Below are 20,530 nucleotides of genomic sequence, written 5' to 3' on the forward strand. Positions count from 1 at the left end.
CTAAGCAGCAAAAGGCTTCAGTAAGGTGATATCAATAAACGGCAGATTGGGCGCAATTTTCTGATGGCTTTTAATAACGTTGCCTGTTTGTGGATCTAGCCAAAACTCATTTTGATATTGGATATTGAGTGCATCCACAGAGACGTTTTCACTAAAATGCAAAGCTTGTGTAGGAGCGCCATTGATTAGAATATTTTCGTCACCAATCAATTTAAATTCTGATGTTGCTCGGTAGCCATAATGATAACCAGGTTGCCAATCGAGGGTTCGAGTCCAAGTTTTGGGGGTGGAGCTTAAGTGTAATCCTAATAACAGTGGATCTGGCTCATCACTTTCAACAGCACTTAAATTACCTGTAAGCAAATTATGGGTTTTGACTAGGCGGCCGTTAACTGTCACTAACATGCCCTTATCCGCTGATAACCATTTAAGTTCGAGTGCTTCGGGCGAGTTTTTTACTGAAGATAGGCTGATTTTAGGCTCTGCAAAGGCTAAAACCACAAATGCCTGAGCCGTATCTTCCATTTTTACATAGATGCTGGCATAAGGATTAGCCGATACTTGCTCAGGGGAGAGAATCACATCGTCACTCCCAAAAAAGGCGAGTTTTGCGGTATCGTTTAGTGCGCTAATTCGTTGGCTACAGCCCGATAAGCCTAGACATACTGTCGAAACAGCAATAAAGGAAAAGATTTTTTTATATATACGCATCCGAGTTGCTTATTCTCAATAGTAGTTGTTAACCAATGTAAATATATGATGGCGTGATTTCAAGCTAGATTAAGCATACATTTTGTTTACAAAAAGCCTAAAAAAAACAACCGCCAATAAGGCGGTTGTTTAAATACACTGACTAAAAGATTAGTTAGTGCCAGTAGTTGTGCCAGTACCAGTACCAGTACCAGTTGCTGCTGGGCTACCATCAGAACTGTTAGCTGCAACTAAAACACCAGTTACAACTGCACCAGCTGCAATACCACCAGCAACGATAGCACCTGTAGCGCCACCAACACCAGTACCACCAGTTGCTACACCAGTTGTGTTAGCGTTAGCAGCAACTGAACCTAACATTGAAATAGCAGCAATAAGTGCTAATGAAGTTTTTTTCATCGTGATTCCCTTTTAGAAAAAATTAACCTAATTTTTAGCTAATCTAGTACAGCATGATAGGTGATTCAACTTAAATGATCAATGTTAAATCTATTCCGTCACTCAGACTTTAGACTGATTTACAGCTTAGCTGCTACTGAATAATCCTTAATTTTGAATGAGTTTCGCACATTGTGATTAAGGAAATATGTCATCGCGCAATTTATATCATGGCAAGACTCTGGCTTCAATTTGATTTTAGTAAGCCTTTTTGTTGTGCGCCATCGCATTAGGTTAAATTGAAAAATGCTTTTAGCTCATTCAGTTGCGCCATGCCGTCTTTATAACCTAAATCGATTAGGGCGCTGGTATAGGATTTTTCAAACAAGAGGTACGACACAATACTGGAGTCAGACTGCCTATCGATACCAAAAAATCCCAGCAAGGTTTTAATTGCCCAGGGCATATCATCATAGAAGCGAGCGGCAATTTTGCTTAAATCTTCGCTGGGTTTTATCACTAAGGTTTTTATGGGGTGTAATGCTAGTTGTGCACGGCTTTCTTCTGGAATAAGGGAAAGCGTATGATTTATGCGCTCTAGGCGCTCTAAATCGCTATTTAAGGTATCAGAAAAGATAGTATCCAGCAGATGACCCGCGATGGTCGCTGTCTTCGGATGATATTCTAGCTCCATCGGAAAATGCTTATGGGGACTGTCTAGGTTTATCACTAATAGCTTATTAGCCCCCAAATGGATTGGACTTGAAAGCGGCGCGAGCTGGTGGACTGAGCCGTCACCATAATAAGCTTGATTAAGTTTAATTGACGGGAACACCATGGGAATGGCTGAGCTTGCTAACAAGTGCTCGGTATTTAACATGCGCCGCTCACCGCTGCGTCTGGCGCGGGTCCAGTTTTCAATATCCCGTGCCGCTTGAAAAAACGTCACCGAACGCGAGTTGTTATAGCAGGAGGTATCGACACTCAGAGCGGTTAAAGCGCCGTTGCGGATATTGCGATCAATTCTTTTAAAATCGATAAGTTCATTCAATAAGTGCCGTAAAGGTTCATTATCGAGCAGGCTGCCAGCATCTGTATTGACCTTATCGTCCTGTAAGCCTTTTAGCGCCATTTTTGAGAGGTGCTTTAACACGCCAGGAAGAGTGGCTCTGTACACTTTTCTAGTTTCAAAATGACGCCATACCCATTCGAGTTTTTTGACACCTAAATGAAAACATGAGGCATGGGTGGCGATTGAAGTACCATTAATGGCACCAGCGGAAGTGCCACATATGATTTTGAAGGGAATGCCATGGTTGCGAGGATAAAGCTGGACCAGTGCTTTTAACACTCCCACTTGATAGGCGGCACGAGCGCCACCGCCACCGAGAACTAATGCTGTTGATGTTGGCAATCTTAATACTCAACGACTTGTTATTATGATTTTATTAAAGCAATGCCTTGTCTAAAAAAGCAAGTCTGAGCAGTTATCTTAATGACATTTCTTTAGTTTTTGATGAGAAGAGTCAAAGGCAAGCACTTGAGAGCTTGTTTGTCATCAACAGACGGGAAATAAAAAACGCACTTAAGTTAAACCTAAGTGCGTTGCTGTATTGAGAGGTTAATGGTAGCCATTAACTCGCACTGGCGAATGTGTATTCAGCGCAAAAGACAGTGCTTAAGCTTGCAGATTCTTTAAGAAATCGACGATTTGGTCGAATGGCACGTCTTGTTTTTCACCGGTGCGGCGGTTTTTGTATTCAAATACACCCGCGTCGATATTGCGATCACCAATCACCACAGTGTGAGGAATACCAATGAGCTCCATATCGGCGAACATCACGCCTGGACGCTCTTTACGGTCATCCAACAGGACATCAATACCCGCAGCGCTTAAGTCTTTGTATAACTGCTCGGCGATATCGGTGACGCGGTGCGACTTGTGCATATTCATTGGCAGAATGCCCACACTGAATGGTGCAATCGCTTCTGGCCATACAATGCCACGGTCATCAAAGTTTTGCTCAATCGCAGCAGCCACGATACGGCTCACGCCAACACCGTAACAACCCATCAGCAGCACCTGTGATTTACCGTTCTCATCGAGAACAGTCGCATTCATCGATTTAGAATAGTTAGTGCCGAGTTGGAAGATATGACCCACTTCGATACCACGAGCCATGGCATAGGTACCTAAACCATCCGGTGTTGGCTCGCCTTCAACCACGTTACGGATATCGGCCGCTTGTGCCAGTGGCAGATCGCGCTTCCAGTTGATGCCAAAGTAGTGTTTATCATCCACGTTTGCGCCGGCAGCAAAATCGCTCATCACGCTAACACTGTGGTCGATGATGATCGGCATATTCAGGCCGACAGGGCCTAATGAGCCTGGACCTGCGCCAATGGCGTCACGGATCAGGGCTTCTGGGGCAAATTCTAATGGTGATGCCACTAAATCTAATTTATCTGCCTTGATTTCATTTAGCTCGTGGTCACCACGTACAATCAGCGCAACCAGTGGCGCCGCTTCAGTCGCACCCTTAACAATCAAGGTTTTCACTGTTTTAGTGATATCTAAACCGAATTGCTCAACTAACTCAGCAATGGTTTTCGCATTTGGGGTATCGACTAAACGTAATGCTTCAGTCGCCGCGCCGCGCGTTTCGGTTGGCATTGGCGATTCGGCTTTCTCGATGTTAGCGGCATAATCGCTACCCGTAGAGTAGGCGATTAAGTCTTCACCGCTTTGCGCTAATACATGGAACTCGTGTGACATGCTGCCACCGATAGAACCCGTGTCCGCTAAAACAGGGCGGAAGGCTAAGCCCATGCGCGACAGAATGTTGCTATAGGCTTGATACATCGCCTCATAGGTTTCATTCATGGTATCCACATCAAGATGGAAAGAATAAGCATCTTTCATCAGGAACTCGCGAGAACGCATCACGCCAAAACGTGGGCGAACTTCGTCGCGGAATTTAGTTTGAATTTGATAAAGATTCAGCGGTAATTGTTTGTAAGAGCTGACTTCTTTACGGATTAAGTCGGTGATCACTTCTTCGTGGGTTGGTCCCAGAACGAAGTCACGGCTATGACGGTCTTTAAAACGCAGTAGTTCAGGACCAAACTTGTCCCAGCGACCCGTTTCTACCCATAAATCAGCCGGTTGCACCATAGGCATTAGGATTTCAATCGCGCCCGCTTTGTTCATTTCTTCACGAACAATCGCTTCGACTTTACGTAATACACGCAGGCCCGTGGGCAGATAGCTGTATAAGCCTGAAGCGTTACGGCGGATCATACCCGCACGTAGCATTAATTGATGGCTGATGACTTCTGCATTCGCAGGTGTTTCTTTTTGAGTAGAAAGTAGGTATTTGCTAACGCGCATTACCGATGTCCAAATTTGAGTTGAATGGGCGCCATTTTATCACCTGCTTTGATGATGTCACCTATGGATTTAGGTTAAATTCAACTAGCTGGGAGACAAATAGCATTTTTGATGCTGGATAACGGATAAAGAAAGATAAGCACTACGCCGTTAGGGGGCGACTTCGTCATTGCTCATATCTAGATTCTCGTCGCTGCTTACTTATTTCGCCGATCGCCAATCACCCGTGCAGGATTACCGGCGACGATAGCCCATGTGGGGACATCTTTAGTGACAATACAGCCCATGCCAATCACCGCATGGTCGCCAATGGTGACACCATCAACTATCCCGGCCTGTGCGCCAATCCAGACATCTTTACCTATCACGACTCCTTTAGAGTGGGAGGCTTGTTGATAAATGGGCGTATCGGGCGCCATGCCATGATTAAAGGCGTAGATTGTCACATGGTTAGCAATGCGAGTTTGGGAGCCAATTTGAATCCCCACTCGACCGCCATCGAAGGAGCAGCCATGATTGATGGCGACTTCATTACCAAGGGTGATCGGGCCATGTAAAAAACATTCGGCGGCAATCATGCAGTGATTACCTATCTTGATATCGCGATTGGGCTCGGCAAATAACTGTGCCTCGGGAGCGATAAAACAGTTATCACCAATGGTGACGGTTTCGAGGGCGCAAAGGTTGGTTTGAATTTCATCCTGCCAAGGTTTAGCCCAGACTAAGTGTTTTTCTTTGAGTGAAAAATACAGCCAGGGCATCCAAGACAGACGCTTTTTGTGTTGGCTCTGATAATCAGGCAATGCGGTTGTGTTTAGCGTCTGCATTTAGCCACATTTCCCGGGTTTGAGTTCGAGCACTTGAATATATTCCCGATCATCCTCATCAACCGCCATCCGCCAAAAGATATCCAAATCATACAAAGCCACTTGATATAGCTTGGGATCATCCTTGGCTTTTTTATAGGCAGGGCGAGGGTCTTGTCCGAGTACGCCGCGGATAAGTTCGGCCAAATCAGTATAAGCGTCCTGTTTGCTATAGGCGTTAATCTGCGTTGCCGCGAGCTCGGAAAACACCACGCTAATCAGCTTAGGCGCTTCTTGAGCGATACCGCCGACGGCACCTTCAATCGAATCTGAGAAGGGAATATAGGGCTTAATATCGATAATGGGCGTGCCATCGACAAGATCCATACCTGAAATCTCCAGGCATACTTTGCCTTTACGTTGCACCACTCGGTGGAGTTTTACCACTGATTGGCCAATGCCGTTTGGGCGAAACGTCGAGCGGGTTGCGAATACACCGAGTTTTTCATTACCACCTAAACGCGGTGGGCGAACTGTGGTTTTCCAGCCTTGGGCGAGATTTTCATGGAAACAAAACAGCAGCCAAAGGTGCGAATATTGCTCGATACCGCGCACGGCGTCGAGATGATTGATATGGCCTTCCAGCTCAACATAACCGCGTGCTTCTACCAAACCAGGTTGCCTTGGAATGCCAAATTTTTGTTTATAGGGGGTACGACAGGTGGCCACAGCGGTAATTTGGTTGGTAAATGTCATGCAAAAAACACCTAAAGGAAGGAGCAACAACCCAAACTCAGATGGCTTAGGTTGTAAAGTACAACAAGAATGGCGTGCAGTATACACGCGATGAACTAGTCGGCGGTGGCCATTTTAATCGCTTGACCGACACATAACGCGCGGCTGATACAGCCTTGCGCAGCTTCTTCCATCATCACGCATTGTTTGATGATGATACCGTTAGCACCTTTGTCTGCCGCAGCACGGCGGGCTTCGGTTCTGGCTTCGCTTAAGGATGCTGGCACGCCATTTACATCCGCTTGGCAAGATTCTCCTTGCACTAAGCCTTTCAATTCGTAGTGGCCTTTAGGCAAACTATCACCTTCAAATAGCGTAACATCGCCTGCCTTGAAGTAGTCACTAATCGCCTCACCGTCTAAATTGCTATTAAAACTGTAGTCGCTGGCACAGGCGCTAAGCAGGAGCACTAATGCACTTGAGAGGATGATTTTCATGGTTTGACCTGAGATTAAGGGTAAAGAAGCGCAGTCCCATGGACTGCGCGGTGCTGTGCGATTTATCTCAGTAAATTCTATCGCTTAAGATACTTTTGATAAAGCTGCTGGTGGCGATTATTCAGATCTATTTGTCTTCCTTCAATCCAGATCGCATCAATTTTGTTACTCATGGGGTCGAGGATATCTCCGTCACTCAGCACAACGCTGCCCTGATAGCCTACTTCGATAGCGCCTAAATCGTTAATCCCTAACAGCTTTGCAGCATCTAACGTGACAGATTTCAACGCTTGCTCTGCCGTAACGCCATAAGCTGCGCTGTAACCTGCGGCATAGGGTAGGTTACGACTGTTCCAATCCGATGAAAAGCCAAGCGCATAGGGAATGCCTGCGCTCGCAAGTAACGACGGGATTTTAAACGGTAAATCTACCGGTTCATCTGTACGTTTAGGTAGGCTTAGGGTGTGCGGGTAAATCACACTGGCATTCACTTCCCTTAAACTTGAAGCTAATCGCCACGCGTCATAACCGCCGACAATGACCAATTTAAATTGATATTTTTTAGTCAGTGCAATTACTTGCTCGATTTGGTTAACACTGTCTGCGTGGGCAAATAGCGTCGCTTTACCTTGGTACAGTGGCAACATGGCCTGCCAACGCAGATTAGGCTTGTGGTCGGCATCCGGTGTATTTTGGCTCAAAAAGTAGCGGTAACCATCTTCAAAGGCAGTGATGAGTTGATTGATCGCCTGCTGATTTTTTTCAATCGCTTTGGCTTTTCCTTTTTCATCCTCTGGCATGCGTTTTATCTGTGGCCAGTAAACATGAAATTGGCCTTCACTGGGGTGCAATGCATCTTCAATGGTCCACGCATCGAGATCGACGACCACCGATTGGCCTGCGAGTCCGTCACCACTAGGGACAATTTGTGCGTGAGTGATGCCATTATAGCGAATGGTTGGCAGCAGCTCCGAATCCGGGTTGTAAGCCGTTGCTGCACTAATTTGCGGGTTAAAGTCACCGACTTCAGCGTTATCTACGGTCGGGCGAACCATCTCGATTTCCACTAAGCCAAGACTGGTATCCAGTGCAATAAGGCCTGGATATAAATGTTTACCCGTAGCATCGATGATCTGCATCTGGCCATCAGCCTCATTGGCGCTTAACTGTGGCCCTAGTGCGCTGATTTTACCGTTTTCAATCAACACATCGGTATTGGTTAAAACCCCTTGGCTGACCGTATGCACAGTGGCGTTTTTAATCAACACACCGTGAGTTTGTTTAGGCGTAGGGATGAGATTATGTGCCTGCACGGACAAGGTGATGGCCAGTGTCGACAGCAGCAAGGTCGTGGGTAAGTGCTTCATTATTTTGCTCCCTGATGATGTTGGCCCCAAGCCTGATAATGGGTATCGCAGTGCCATTGTGGCTCGTTAAGCGGTGTAACTTTTTCACCCGCCTTAGCGTTATCATCACTACTGAGAATTTTTTGGATAAGAGCGGCACGCTCAGCCACCACTTGCTGCTGGGCAAGCTGGTCTTGGTCGCGATCGAAGTAGCGTTTGCCTTCAACCCAAGCCTGGGTCACTTTGGCATAAATCGACAGCGGCTCGGCGTTCCAAAGCACAATATCGGCCATTTTGCCTGAGGTGAGTGAGCCAACATACTCATCGACTCTGAGCTGTTTCGCTGGGTTGATGGTCACCATATTCCAGGCATCTTCCTTTGACATACCGCAATACATCATTGACTTAGCTGCTTCTTGGTTGAGTCTGCGCTGCATTTCGTAGTCATCGGAATTGATACTCGTCAGCACACCTTGTTTTTGCATTAGGCACGCGTTTTGAGGGATCGCATCATAAACTTCGAACTTATAAGCCCACCAATCGGCAAAGGTCGAGGCGCCCGCACCATGGGCAGCCAGTTCACTGGCAACCTTGTAACCTTCAAGCACATGGGTAAAGGTTTGCACTTTAAAGTGGTAGGCTTCGGCTAAGCGCAGGAACATTAAGATTTCCGACTGTACATAAGAGTGAATATGCACATCGCGCTGTTGCTTAAGCACTTCGGCCACCGCCTGCAGGCGATAACTTGGGCGCGGTGCGAGGGTTTTCTTCTTCTCACTGCTGCGTAAATCATCATAATCCTTCAGTGCATTCTCATAGGCGAGTGCTGCATCGAAGGTTTCTTCAAATAAGGCTTTTACCCCCATGCGCGTCTGCGGGAAGCGCTGCACAAACTTTTCGCCCCAGTTACTCTGTTTAACGTTTTCGCCAAGGGCGAATTTGATACTGGCAGGGGCATTGGCAAACTTTAGCTGTTCTGCGCTTTCTCCCCACTTCATTTTGATTAACTGGGATTGGCCACCAATAGGATTAGCGCTGCCATGGAGTAATTGTGCGCTGGTCACGCCGCCCGCGAGTGCGCGATAGATGGAGACATCTTCAGGATTAATCACATCCCCAATCCGCACTTCAGAGGTGACTGCGTCTGTGCCTTCGTTGGTGCCGCCGTTGATGGCAATATGGGAATGCTCATCGACAATCCCCGCTGTTAAGTGCTTGCCCGTTGCATCGAGGACTTGATATCCAGAAGGCGTGTTGAGTTGCTGGCCGATTTTTTCAATCTTGCCATTGGCCATTAGCAGATCCGCATGTTCCAAGATACCTTGTTTATCTGAGGTCCACAGGGTGGCATTTTTAATATGGAGTTTCTCGGCTTTGGGCGCCTCACTTAAACCATAGGCGACGTTAGGGTAGGTAAGTTGACTGACTAAGGTTTGCGTTGAATCGGCTTTAGGCGTGCCTACTTGCTCCGTCTTTGGCGGAGGCGTAAGGGCAATACCAGCAACATTAATGCTACGACTTTGGGCGTCTACCATCCGGCCTTGAATGCCGTCTTTGGCAAACCAGAGGGTAAAACGGCTGATCCCATGAATGCCTGCATCAGTTAAATTGGCGTTAAAGCTGACGCGGCCGTCGTCTTCAAGCTTGAGGTTGGTGAGTGGAATACTCTTCTCGCCACTGCTCAGATTTCCTTGCAAAGTGGTTTTACCTGCTTTGTCTGCTTCTTCAAGGCTCAAATCTAAAGTTAAATTATTCAACGTCAGCTGATAGTCACCCAACATCTTGGCTTGTGAAAGTGAGCGGATTGCTTGTTCTTGTCCCTGTAGCCAGACACTGTAAATCTGTCCGTCTTTAAAAATATTGCCCTTAGTAATGACAAAGTCCGCCATATAGCCCGGGGCAAGTTTACCGGTCAAGTCAGCGGTTCCTGCCATTTCAGCAGCTTGAGTGGTGAGGGCCGCGAGGGCTTTATCTTCGCTGAGTCCTTGCGCAATCGCTTGACGAAGGCGTGGCCAAAACGCCTCTGTCTTAATGCCAAATTGGGTAAACGCAAAGGGGATACCTGCATTTGCTACTGCGGCAGGGTTTGTGGGCGCGCGCTCCCATTGTCTGAGTTCTGCAAGGGAGACTTCGCGATCGGCATCATCGGTACCCACATCGGGTGCTTGTGGGTAATTAAGAGGAAGAATTAAAGGATAATTCAGAGCCTTTAATTCGTTGATCCGAGCATATTCTTGGCCACTTGCGAGTAAGTTGGCGGGCTGCTTATGTTCTTTGAGTAGGTTCGCTGCACGCAACAAATCGTTCAGATTTTTTGTTTCAAATACGATTGGTTTCTCGGCTAAGTTATCTAAACGTTCGAAGGCAATATTAAATTCAATTTGAGGTGTAGCTGAACTATTAACCGATTTGTGCTTATTTTGGTTATACCAGTTAGCATCAGCAAAGGTCTGTCTGATAAGCGCGATGCTACCCATGAGGGAATTGGGGTAGTCTTGCTCGGAGGTGCCTTTATCGAAGGCCATAAAAGGTTGGCTGCGTGCGCGATAAATTACCTCATTGGCAGTTTTATCCGCGAGTGAAAGACTGACACCCGTGCCTCGGAAAATACCATCGAGTTTACTACTTTGTACACTGGTAAAGCCGTTATTGATCCAATCTCGTGCGCGTTCTTTATTGGGGTAAATGTAATTAAACCATTCTTTTTCAGCATGAATTGCACCATTTTCAGCATTCCCGCCAATACGCTTAATATCATATACCGGACGAGTGAGCTGCAATTTGGGATATTCAAACTCGATAGCATAATCGGTAAAAGGATCGATAAAACCGGGATAAATAGTATAACCACTGAGATCGACTTTTAGTGCCGCCGCGGGGATATCACCTTGGTCAATAATGGCTTTGATCCGATTGTTTTCAACTAATAATGTGGCATTTGAGAGTCGTTTCCCCGGTGCAAGAATTAATTCTGCATTGATCAATGCAGTTAACTTATTGACGGGGGGGATGGGATTGGCCTCGGCAAAAATGGGTTGAGATACAAAACTACTTATTATGCCGCAGCTTATTATTATCTTATTGTTTATCTGCATTTTTTATTCACTTAGACGGAGGGTGAATAAAGAGTAACCTAAAGTAGATGTAAATACTAAAGATGAATTGTAACGCAATTTAAGCATTTACTTGAATGACAATGGGCGGGGTGGGATAGGCATAAAAAAGCTCGCAGGGCGCGAGCTTTTTTATGTTACTCAATGATAATAGCGAATGGCTATTGTCATTACCATTACGGTATTGGATTAGATTAAGAAATCATCCATAGAACGGCCTTTATTGACTTCGTTCTTAAATACTGTTGGCATACGGCCTTGACCTGTCCACTGGATCACTTCGCCATCAACTTCAATTTGGTATTTCGCTGGACGAGGAGCGCGTTTCTTGCTCGAGGCTTTAACTGCAACACCACCTAAATCGTCGATTGATAAACCAACGGCTTCCATTTGTTGACGGATTTCTTCAATTTTTGCATTACGAGCAGCAATAGCTTGCTGTTCTTCTGCTTCCATTGACTCACGCTCAACTAAAATTTTATCTAGTTTAGCTGCTAAATCACGCAGTTCTTCAACGCTAAGATCTTTTACCGCAGCTTTAAAACGACGACCGTGAGTTAATATCTCTAAAAATTCGCTCATATCTATTTTCGTCCCACTCTATTTTTATTACAGGATAATGGTGAACAACAGCTAAATGATAGAAACTAATATTGCTCGAATCAAATAAAATTATGCAATAAACAAAAATTAAATATTATTTAATTTTTGAACTTTTTATATATGGCAAATAAGTGTTCAAAAATGTGGCCAATACGACAGTCTTAAAAATGCAAACAAGCGTTTGACTTTGGTTGACGTTAACGTTAACAGGACGTAAAGTGGCGCTATCCTGCATTGGTGATCACCAATGTTTTGTCCATGTACATGAAAGTGTAGGAAGGAAGCCCTATGAAAGTATTGGTGCCTGTTAAGCGCGTAGTTGATGCCAATGTGAAGGTCAGGGTAAAAGCTGACAACACCAGCGTTGATAACGCAAACCTCAAAATGGCGTTGAACCCTTTTTGTGAAATTGCAGTAGAAGAAGCGGTTCGTTTAAAAGAAGCGGGCAGTGCTACTGAAGTAGTGGTCGTCAGCATCGGCAATAAAGCCGTTCAAGAACAATTGCGTACCGCATTAGCATTAGGTGCTGATCGCGCGATTCACATTGATACTGAAGAAGAGTTAGCACCAGTATCAATTGCCAAATTACTTAAAGCCGTACAAGAAAAAGAACAAGCGCAATTAGTGCTGTTTGGTAAGCAATCCATTGATGGTGATAATAACCAAACGGGCCAAATGTTTGCTGCATTAACGGATATGCCGCAAGCGACCTTTGCTTCAGCAATTAAAGTTGAAGGTAATTCACTTCAAGTTGCTCGTGAGATAGATGGTGGTATGCAAACCTTAAATCTACCGTTGCCAGCTGTGGTGACTGCGGATTTACGTTTGAATGAGCCACGTTATGCCTCATTACCTAATATCATGAAAGCCAAACGTAAGCCATTAGATGTGCTGACGGTGGCTGATTTAGGCGTGACGCTCAAAGCGCATCAAACGGTGATCAAGGTAACGCCGCCTGCTGAACGTAAGGCCGGTATTATGGTTGCGTCGGTAGCAGAGCTGGTTGAAAAGTTAAAGAATGAAGCGAAGGTGATCTAAATGGCCATTTTAGTATTAGCAGAACACGATAATGCGGCGCTGAAACTGGATACCGCTAAAGTTGTCACCGCAGCTCGTGCGATCGGCGGTGATGTACATGTATTGGTGGTGGGCCATCAATGTGGTGCAGTGGTGCAAGCCGCTCAAGCTCTACAAGGTGTCGCGCAAGTATTAGTTGCCGATAACAGCGCTTATGAAGCGCATTTAGCCGAAAACGTGGCTAAATTGCTGGTGGACTTAGCACCAAACTACAGCCATATTCTCGCAGCGGCATCGAGTGCGGGTAAAGACACGTTACCGCGTGTGGCAGCACTTTTAGATGTGGCGCAAATTTCGGAAGTGATTGGCGTGGTGAGTAGCGATACATTTGTTCGCCCGATTTATGCGGGTAACGCCTTAGCGACAGTTCAAAGCCATGACGCTATCAAAGTGATGACAGTGCGTGCCAGTGCCTTCGATGCGGTGACACAGGGTAATAATGCTGCTGTAACTACCTTGGATAAAGTGTTTGAAGCCAAAGCTCAGTTTGTGTCTCAAGCGCTGACAGTTTCAGCACGTCCAGAGTTAGGTAATGCTAGCATTATCGTATCTGGTGGCCGTGGCATGGGCAGCGGTGAAAACTTCGGCATGTTAGAGCAACTGGCTGATAAGCTTGGTGCTGCAGTAGGTGCTTCGCGTGCGGCGGTTGACGCAGGCTTTGTTCCGAATGACTTGCAAGTCGGTCAAACTGGTAAAATTGTCGCACCTAACCTCTATATTGCAGTAGGTATTTCAGGCGCGATCCAACATTTAGCGGGAATGAAAGACGCTAAGGTGATTGTGGCTATCAACAAAGACCCTGAAGCGCCTATCTTCCAAGTTGCCGATTATGGCCTCGAAGCTGACCTGTTCGAAGCCGTTCCGCAGTTGATTGCAAGCTTAAGTTGATTTTATTTGTGAGCTAAGTCAAAGTAAGCGGCTTCGCGGTGGTAACTGCTTAGCCGCTTATGTTTTTATGAGCCTCACGCCCATGTATGGGCGTTCTTAGAAGTAGAGGCGCACCAAATATCAGTAGTGATCAGTAGGGTGATTCCGTTGATCGTTCACGAAAGGATTTGGTGCCGAAGTAGTTTGATATATCACGATCAACTGCTGGGGTTGTGTCTAATAGGTACAACACTGCCATAGTATTTCCAGATACGGATATTAGGAATAGTTACTATGGAGCGCTACTGATAGGACAGGTGATCTTGGGTATCTATTGCCTTTTCCCACCAGTTCAGTCGCCCTCCATTCGTATTTTGACGAAGAAATAATCAATGACTGTAGTTAGTTATGCCGATTCGGCGCTTTCTTTGCTCCCGCCTGTGGTTGCAATTGTATTGGCGATTTTTACTCGCCGAGTGCTTCTTTCCCTCGGTTTAGGAATTATGATTGGAGTATTATTGCTCAATCAATTTTCTCCTGTGGCCAGCGGTGAGTTTTTATTTAACAGTGTAAAAGGACTTTTTTGGTCGGAAGATGGCGTAAATTCTTGGAATTTATACATTCTCGGTTTCTTGATTGCATTGGGGATGATCACCGCTCTAATTACTGTGAGTGGTAGTGCTCGGGCATTTGCTGATTGGGCAAGGTTACATATTCGTAATAAGCGCGATGCGAAATTACTGACCATGTTTTTAGGCTGTGTTGTTTTTATTGACGATTATTTCAATAGTTTAGTCGTTGGGTCTGTCGCAAGGCCTGTTACCGACCGTTACCATATTTCCCGCGCTAAGTTAGCTTATTTATTAGATTCTACCGCAGCACCAGTTTGTGTCATTTCACCGGTATCAAGTTGGGGCGCTTATATTATTGCGTTAATTGGCGGAATATTAACAGCACATGGTTTTGCGGACTCTGGTCATTTGAGTGTATTTATTCAAATGATCCCTATGAATTTCTACGCAATTTTCTCTTTATTATTACTGCTTTGTGTGGCGTTTATGGGCTTAGATGTTGGCCCTATGCGTGAACATGAATTAAATGCCATGCGCGGTAATTTATACGATGAGACTAAAGGTTTACCGCCAGGTGCTAATGCTGATTTACCCGAAGCTGAAACAGGTAAAATCCTCGGGTTATTCCTACCTATCACAGTACTGGTATTTGCGACCCTGTATTTTATGATTGATAGCGGTGCCCAAGTATTAGCTAAAGAAGGCATTGAATTTAATATTATTTCTGCTTTCGAGAAAACCGATGTGAGTTCATCACTGTTCTTTGGTGCCCTGATTGGTTTAGCGGTTGCGCTGGTACTTAACTTAGTGCAAGGCGTTGAAAAATCAATGGTATTAAAAGGCGTAGTGCAGGGCGCTCGCTCTATGTTGCCTGCGATTTACATCTTGTTATTTGCTTGGACCATTGCAGGTGTGATCGGCCAGCTTGAAACCGGTAAGTTTATGGCTAGCCTAGCCACTGGGAATATTCCCTTTGCTTTCTTACCTGCATTAATGTTTGTGTTAGCGGGCCTGACTGCATTCTCTACAGGAACTAGTTGGGGTACGTTCGGGATTATGCTGCCGATAGCTGCGGATATGGCTATGGGCAGCCATACTGCCATGATGTTACCTATGCTGGCTTCGGTATTAGCGGGGGCGGTATTTGGTGATCATTGTTCACCGATTTCTGATACCACTATTTTGTCGTCGACGGGGGCCAGTTGCCATCATATCGACCATGTAGTGACTCAGCTTCCCTACGCCGTAATCGTTGCGCTGATCAGCATGATCGGCTACGTAGTGCTTGGCTTTACTGAATCGGTCAATGCGGGATTAGTGACTTGTAGCATATTGTTTGTATTGACTATTTTTGGTTTGCACATTAAATCCAAAAGTACGGCTTTATAAGTCCGTGATTTAACTTCGCTCTTATCTTGAGAATGTAAAACAAATCAGCCAGCAACTATGCTGGCTGATTTTTATCTACTCAGTATCTAAGATTACTGAGTCTGATTGAGTCCACGGCGGTTGAGTAAACCTTCAGTGGTAGGCTCTTGGCCACGGAAGTTCTTGTAAGCTTCCATTGGCGCAATACTGTTGCCCACTTCGCGAATGGTCTTACGGTATTTCATGCCGATCTCACGGTTTAGGCCGCCTTGGGTTTGCACATAGGCAAAGGCGTCAGCCGCTAAAATCTCACTCCACATATAAGCGTAGTAACTTGCTGAGTAACCACCTGGGAAGGCGTGGGCAAAGTAAGTTGACTTATAACGTGGCGGTACAGCGGTGATATTTAAGCCGTGCTTTTTCAGCGCATTAGCCTCAAAGGTCGCTACATCTTGCAGTGGGGCATCAGGGCTTAATGAGTGCCATTCCATATCCACTAGCGCCGCAGCCATATACTCTAACGTATCGAAGCCTTGGTTAAAGCTGCCGGATTTTAACAGTTTTTGCAGTAACTCATCAGGGATAGGCTTTCCTGTTTCGTAGTGCTTGGCGTAGTTGGCTAACACTTTAGGGTGAGCCGCCCAATCTTCTTCGAAAGTCGATGGAAATTCCACAAAGTCACGGGATACCGAAGTCCCAGAAAGACTTGGGTAAGTCACTTTGGAGAACATACCGTGGGTACCGTGGCCCATTTCATGGAACATGGTGGTGACTTCGTTATAGCTGACGAAGGTAGGTTGGCCTTCAGGCGCCTTTTTAATGTTCATCACGTTAACTACGACGGGCTTAGTACCTTCGAGGAAGGATTGCCCTACAAACGAGCTCATCCATGCGCCACCGCGTTTGCCTTCACGGGCAAAGTAATCAGCATAGAAAATCGCCATGCTTGAGCCATCGGCATCAAACATTTCATAGGCTTTCACATCTGGGTGGTATACAGGCAAATCTGGACGTGGTTTTAACGTCACGCCATACAACTCTTTAAGCGTATAGAACACGCCGTCTTCGAGGACGCGGTTAAATTCGAAGTAGGGACGAATGCTATTGGCATCAAGAGCGTATTTTTCTTGGCGGACTTTCTCTGCGTAAAACTCCCAGTCCCATGGTGCGAGTTCAAACTTGCCACCGGTCTTGTTGATCATCGCTTGGATATCGGCCGCTTCTTTCTCTGTGTTGGCGACTACGGCTGGCACCATAGAGCCAAACATGCTGTAAACCGCTTCTGGCGTTTTTGCCATTTGCGGTGCAAGGCGATAGCTAGCCCAGTTCTCATAACCTAAGAGAGCCGCGCGCTCGGCACGTAATTGGGCTAAGCGAGACACTAAAGATGCGGTCTCGTTTTCACCCGTTAAGCCACGGTTTGCCGAGGCTTCCCAAATGCGCTGGCGCAGTTCACGGTTCTCTAAAGAGGCGAGTATTGGCTGGCGAGTAGTGTTGGTGATATTGATTAAGTACTTACCTTCATGGCCTGCTGCCTTGGCATCGTTTGCTGCCGAGGTGATTTCGCTGTCACTTAGGCCCGCCAGTTGTTCTTTGTTATCGACAACAATAGCGATTTCTTTGGTTAAGCGTAGTAAACGTTGAGAGAACTCGTTGGTCAGCGTTGATTGTTCTTCATTTAGGGCGCGGATTTTTACTTTCTGCTCATCGGTCAGCTTAGCGCCAGCCATGATAAAGCGCTGGTGATACACCTCAACCAAACGTACCGCTTCAGGCGTTAAACCTAAGTTATTGCGGTCGTTATAAATGGCTTCAATACGAGCGAATAGCGCAGGATTAAGGTTGATGTTATCCGAGTGAGCAGCCATTTTGGGTGCCATTTCACCTTGGATTTTACGCAGGGCTGGATTGCTGTTCGAACCTGCGAGGTTGTAAAACACGCTCGATGCACGGTTGAGCAGGGCGCCGCTTTTTTCCATGGCGACAATTGTGTTATCAAAGGTTGGCGCAGCAGGATTGTTAGCAATCGCTAAAATTTCTTGATACTGCTCTTTAATACCTTGTTCTAAAGCGGGCTGAAAATGCTCGTCTTTAATAACGCTGAAATCAGGTGCTTGATATTGCAGTGTACTGGCTTGGAATAAGGGGTTTTGGGTTTGTACTGCGGTGACATTTGCAGCTTTTGTATCTTGAGTGCTACAGCCTGCGAGTGCTCCGGTCATCAGTGTGGCGCCAATGGCGATGGCAATAAAACTTTTACGCATAGTTGAGTGATTTCCTTAGAATTGTAGTTTTTGTGACTCTAGCGTTACTAACTTAAATAGGACTGAAAACCTATGGGATGAAGTTGTAAGTAAAAGTAAACAAAAAAAGCGCCCCAAGGTTACAGGGCGCTTTGAACTATTTTCTTGCAGGGAAAATAGCGGGACGATTAACTATTTACGGGTGAAGTTGTGGTATTTGTCGATACCTGAGCTGCTACCTGTGTTATGGCAAACAGCACATGCTTCTCCTGTTGGTTGTTTGAACCAATCACCTACTGCAGGAACGCTGATCTCGCCACCATTGCTAGCCATGTGAGCTTTGACTGCATCGCCTGTGTGGCAAGCATAGCAGTTAGCGGTGACAGGGCTGGTCATTTTGTTACCAGGTTCAAGGATGTATTGGTTTGGTATTTTGTTTAAATCAATCGCGGTTTCGTGACAGGCAACACAGCTTGTGACTGGGTTGATTGCACCTGCACCGTTAGCGGTTTTCGCTTGAGTGCCATCGGCCTTCATCTCACCGACATTCGCACCGTTGCCCCAGTGCCAGCTGTGCACCATTGGACCAAAACCAGCACCCAGAGTGGCCGAAGTCCGTGCCATACCGTTATCATGGCAAGCTACGCAAGCCTTACCGCCTTCGTCAAATGCGCCATTTTTGTGGAATGCGGTGGCATCATTGTGACAAGTAGTACAGCTGTTATCACTGACTACGGTGCGACGTTCAAAGGCGGATACTTTGGTTGCAGTCGCAGGATCGACTACATCAGAGTATGCGGTGAACGAGACCCCCATTGAGCCGTCATAGCCATTGGCTCTGAGGCTGCCATTGCTTTGATAGCGTTGGTTACCGTCGTACTCCATCCAACCTGCGGTGCTGAAGGTCACACGTGCAGAGTAGACATAGTTGGCGTTTACAGGGCTGATATCGGTCAGCAGATGACAGATATTTTTAGTACCATCAGCATTGTAGCCATAGTAATAGTTAGTACGGTTACCTGGGCGACCGACTAAGCTATTTTTTTCGTAGGAATGCAGATAAGCACCTGCGTAAACAATCGGTTTCTTAGCATCAAATACCAGCGGATTTGAGTAGTTGAAGTTATCTTTAATGCTAAAGATATTACCGTCAGTATCTTTTACTGTCAGAGTGGTACACCAGCCTGGTGCGGTAACGGCAGAAGCTGCACCAGTTGGCGCATAATGATCTGTTTTTGTTGAAATATCATCAACTTTAACAGGGGTAGATAATTCAAGTTTATACTTAGCACGTAATGCTTGGCGCTCAGTAATACCTGTTTTACCTTCATGCATCGGACGGACATCGGCACCATTACTTGGCACAATCGCGCCTGGTACACCACCAGTATTGTGGCAGTCAATGCAGCCTGGGCCTGAAACACTAATATTGGTCGGTGCTTCAACGTGGCAGGAGCTACAGTTCATCACGCTGAAATCTTTAGTAAATTTCTGGTGATTAATGTGGCCAATCTTAGACAGTGTGTTGGTTGCATAACCGCCGATAGAGAAACCTTCGGCATTTTTTGCTGCAAAGCTAACTGAGCCGTGACAGACTAAACAGCCTTCAACGAAGGTGACTTCGCTGTCCATACCGGTTGCTACATAACTAGCGTGACGACGTGGGCTTGTTGAATAGTCTACGTGACAGGAATAGCAACTATCGGTCGTGGTTGAATGAGTTCCCTCTGGCTTGTTCACCACCAGCGGTGCTGAGCGAGCAATGCCAGTTTCAGCATTACCGCCGACTCTGAGCCATACAATACCTTCGGTACCAGCGTTAACACCTTTCATTGGGGCTTTAAAGCTATAGTGACCATCGCCTAATGAAGTGAGCAAAGCGCCCTCAGTTGCTTGAGTCGCAGCGCCACCGATATTGACGTTATCTTTGACAGGATTGCCACTTGCGTCGGTTTTGTCGGCTTCATTTCTATTATTGATAAAGCCTTTATCGGTTAATGCTGCAACTTTGGCTTCAGCATTTTTCAGTCCATTGATTAAGTTGCCATTTTCGTCAGTGATCTTAAATTCATAGGTGATATTGCCTTCACCAAAGCTATAGTTCAGTACTTTTACATTGGTGACTGTTGAACTCGTGACTGGTGGTGGAACCCAAGGTTCACCCGGTGTTCCCGGTGTGCCAGGTGTCCCCGGAGTGCCTGGCGCGCCATCTACACCATCTTTACCATCACTGCCGCAACCTACGAGAGCACCGGTAAGTGCTAAGGCGACAACGTATGCCAGTTTTTTAGAGGTGAATATTCTCATCATAATCTCCATTAATCCAATACGCATTTAAAGGCACGGATTGCAGCACTAACGTTTGCAGGGGAGATTAGTGCTTTGAACCGCTGATTTCATTTGCAAGCATCGAATACTTTTATTTTTTAAATTGAGTACTTTTGGTCTCGGATGAAATATTACTGTTATTGATATGTTTGTTTTTTGAACCAAACCGCATTTAGGACTATAACTTTGGAGGTAGATCGCATTTCTAAACTTTTGTTAATGTGATTTTTCTTAATTAAAACAATATTTAAGGTTGAATTAAGGTTGTTGTAACAATTGCGCTTTTATGGTTTTATCTGTTTCCATATGTTGAGCGTTGAACAGAAATACGAACAATGATTTTCAAAGTTGATTGACCATGAAATCACTAAAATATTCATTCTAGATATTTAGATTGAGATTTCAGTATAAAAGCTGAGAAAGGCCTAGTGTGCTAGGGTCAAGCGCAATGCTAAACTAAGCGGCATAAACTCTGGTGACAGAGATATGATCAAT

At 45.8% G+C, this 20,530-nt stretch carries 15 protein-coding genes and 1 riboswitch; of the genes, 3 read left to right on the forward strand and 12 right to left on the reverse strand.

The features are described from left to right. The 10 genes from KXJ80_RS09495 to KXJ80_RS09540 form a co-directional block, all read right to left on the reverse strand. Entirely contained in the window at positions 1 to 711 is a 711-nt protein-coding gene (locus KXJ80_RS09495; protein ID WP_172588772.1) for a YjbF family lipoprotein, read from the reverse strand. 150 nt (positions 712 to 861) lie between these two features. After that, positions 862 to 1,110, reverse strand: coding sequence for a hypothetical protein (locus KXJ80_RS09500; protein ID WP_099458403.1), 249 nt, complete (start codon positions 1,108 to 1,110; stop codon positions 862 to 864). Positions 1,111 to 1,378: 268 nt separating this feature from the next. Then, positions 1,379 to 2,503, reverse strand: a complete 1,125-nt coding sequence (locus KXJ80_RS09505) for a patatin-like phospholipase family protein (protein WP_259474681.1) — start codon at positions 2,501 to 2,503, stop codon at positions 1,379 to 1,381. A 264-nt stretch (positions 2,504 to 2,767) separates the two neighbouring features. Beyond that, positions 2,768 to 4,480 carry a proline--tRNA ligase gene (locus KXJ80_RS09510; protein ID WP_259474682.1) on the reverse strand — a complete coding sequence of 571 codons (1,713 nt, stop codon included), beginning with the start codon at positions 4,478 to 4,480 and terminating at the stop codon, positions 2,768 to 2,770. Between the two features lie 197 nt (positions 4,481 to 4,677). After that, positions 4,678 to 5,307 carry an acyltransferase gene (locus KXJ80_RS09515; protein WP_259474683.1) on the reverse strand — a complete coding sequence of 210 codons (630 nt, stop codon included), beginning with the start codon at positions 5,305 to 5,307 and terminating at the stop codon, positions 4,678 to 4,680. Further along, positions 5,308 to 6,042, reverse strand: a complete 735-nt coding sequence (gene tsaA, locus KXJ80_RS09520; protein WP_011716468.1) for a tRNA (N6-threonylcarbamoyladenosine(37)-N6)-methyltransferase TrmO — start codon at positions 6,040 to 6,042, stop codon at positions 5,308 to 5,310. 95 nt (positions 6,043 to 6,137) lie between these two features. Further along, entirely contained in the window at positions 6,138 to 6,518 is a 381-nt protein-coding gene (rcsF, locus tag KXJ80_RS09525; RefSeq protein ID WP_037420516.1) for an Rcs stress response system protein RcsF, read from the reverse strand. A gap of 77 nt (positions 6,519 to 6,595) precedes the next feature. Continuing rightward, positions 6,596 to 7,885: an amidohydrolase gene (locus KXJ80_RS09530; RefSeq protein WP_172591435.1), complete on the reverse strand. Its 1,290-nt coding sequence runs from the start codon at positions 7,883 to 7,885 to the stop codon at positions 6,596 to 6,598. Beyond that, positions 7,885 to 10,959 (reverse strand): amidohydrolase family protein, encoded by a 3,075-nt coding sequence (locus KXJ80_RS09535; protein WP_259474684.1) that lies wholly within the window; start codon positions 10,957 to 10,959, stop codon positions 7,885 to 7,887. Before KXJ80_RS09535 ends, KXJ80_RS09530 begins: the two co-directional genes overlap by 1 nt. A gap of 207 nt (positions 10,960 to 11,166) precedes the next feature. Next, entirely contained in the window at positions 11,167 to 11,559 is a 393-nt protein-coding gene (locus KXJ80_RS09540; protein WP_037420523.1) for an H-NS histone family protein, read from the reverse strand. A 309-nt stretch (positions 11,560 to 11,868) separates the two neighbouring features. Between KXJ80_RS09540 and KXJ80_RS09545 the strand changes: the two genes are divergently transcribed. From KXJ80_RS09545 to KXJ80_RS09555, 3 genes are all read left to right on the forward strand, one after another. Continuing rightward, the gene (locus tag KXJ80_RS09545) at positions 11,869 to 12,618 is read left to right on the forward strand and encodes an electron transfer flavoprotein subunit beta/FixA family protein (RefSeq protein WP_144375108.1); all 750 of its coding nucleotides are present in this window, start codon (positions 11,869 to 11,871) and stop codon (positions 12,616 to 12,618) included. Further along, a complete protein-coding gene (locus tag KXJ80_RS09550) occupies positions 12,619 to 13,545 on the forward strand; it encodes an electron transfer flavoprotein subunit alpha/FixB family protein (protein ID WP_037428291.1) in 927 nt (308 codons plus the stop codon). Positions 13,546 to 13,640: 95 nt separating this feature from the next. Continuing rightward, positions 13,641 to 13,837, forward strand: a riboswitch (Lysine riboswitch). Between the two features lie 79 nt (positions 13,838 to 13,916). Further along, on the forward strand, positions 13,917 to 15,485 hold the full coding sequence (locus KXJ80_RS09555) for a Na+/H+ antiporter NhaC family protein (RefSeq protein ID WP_259474685.1): 1,569 nt from the start codon (positions 13,917 to 13,919) through the stop codon (positions 15,483 to 15,485). A 92-nt stretch (positions 15,486 to 15,577) separates the two neighbouring features. Here KXJ80_RS09555 and KXJ80_RS09560 read toward each other — a convergent pair whose 3' ends face one another. Both KXJ80_RS09560 and KXJ80_RS09565 read right to left on the reverse strand, forming a co-directional pair. Continuing rightward, positions 15,578 to 17,728, reverse strand: coding sequence for a M3 family metallopeptidase (locus KXJ80_RS09560; RefSeq protein WP_218678864.1), 2,151 nt, complete (start codon positions 17,726 to 17,728; stop codon positions 15,578 to 15,580). Positions 17,729 to 17,899: 171 nt separating this feature from the next. After that, positions 17,900 to 20,014, reverse strand: a complete 2,115-nt coding sequence (locus KXJ80_RS09565; protein ID WP_037428301.1) for a multiheme c-type cytochrome — start codon at positions 20,012 to 20,014, stop codon at positions 17,900 to 17,902. Between the last annotated feature and the right edge of the window lie 516 nt (positions 20,015 to 20,530).

Source organism: Shewanella xiamenensis, from assembly GCF_024971755.1.
Classification (GTDB): Bacteria; Pseudomonadota; Gammaproteobacteria; order Enterobacterales; family Shewanellaceae; genus Shewanella; species Shewanella xiamenensis.

What these genes read in the sequence shown, in the direction of transcription:
- KXJ80_RS09495 (WP_172588772.1), bottom strand. Translation starts at nt 711, where the DNA reads ATGCGTATATATAAAAAAATCTTTTCCTTTATTGCTGTTTCGACAGTA.
- KXJ80_RS09500 (WP_099458403.1), bottom strand. Translation starts at nt 1,110, where the DNA reads ATGAAAAAAACTTCATTAGCACTTATTGCTGCTATTTCAATGTTAGGT.
- KXJ80_RS09510 (WP_259474682.1), bottom strand. Translation starts at nt 4,480, where the DNA reads ATGCGCGTTAGCAAATACCTACTTTCTACTCAAAAAGAAACACCTGCG.
- KXJ80_RS09515 (WP_259474683.1), bottom strand. Translation starts at nt 5,307, where the DNA reads ATGCAGACGCTAAACACAACCGCATTGCCTGATTATCAGAGCCAACAC.
- tsaA (WP_011716468.1), bottom strand. Translation starts at nt 6,042, where the DNA reads ATGACATTTACCAACCAAATTACCGCTGTGGCCACCTGTCGTACCCCC.
- rcsF (WP_037420516.1), bottom strand. Translation starts at nt 6,518, where the DNA reads ATGAAAATCATCCTCTCAAGTGCATTAGTGCTCCTGCTTAGCGCCTGT.
- KXJ80_RS09530 (WP_172591435.1), bottom strand. Translation starts at nt 7,885, where the DNA reads ATGAAGCACTTACCCACGACCTTGCTGCTGTCGACACTGGCCATCACC.
- KXJ80_RS09535 (WP_259474684.1), bottom strand. Translation starts at nt 10,959, where the DNA reads ATGCAGATAAACAATAAGATAATAATAAGCTGCGGCATAATAAGTAGT.
- KXJ80_RS09540 (WP_037420523.1), bottom strand. Translation starts at nt 11,559, where the DNA reads ATGAGCGAATTTTTAGAGATATTAACTCACGGTCGTCGTTTTAAAGCT.
- KXJ80_RS09545 (WP_144375108.1), top strand. Translation starts at nt 11,869, where the DNA reads ATGAAAGTATTGGTGCCTGTTAAGCGCGTAGTTGATGCCAATGTGAAG.
- KXJ80_RS09550 (WP_037428291.1), top strand. Translation starts at nt 12,619, where the DNA reads ATGGCCATTTTAGTATTAGCAGAACACGATAATGCGGCGCTGAAACTG.
- KXJ80_RS09555 (WP_259474685.1), top strand. Translation starts at nt 13,917, where the DNA reads ATGACTGTAGTTAGTTATGCCGATTCGGCGCTTTCTTTGCTCCCGCCT.
- KXJ80_RS09560 (WP_218678864.1), bottom strand. Translation starts at nt 17,728, where the DNA reads ATGCGTAAAAGTTTTATTGCCATCGCCATTGGCGCCACACTGATGACC.
- KXJ80_RS09565 (WP_037428301.1), bottom strand. Translation starts at nt 20,014, where the DNA reads ATGAGAATATTCACCTCTAAAAAACTGGCATACGTTGTCGCCTTAGCA.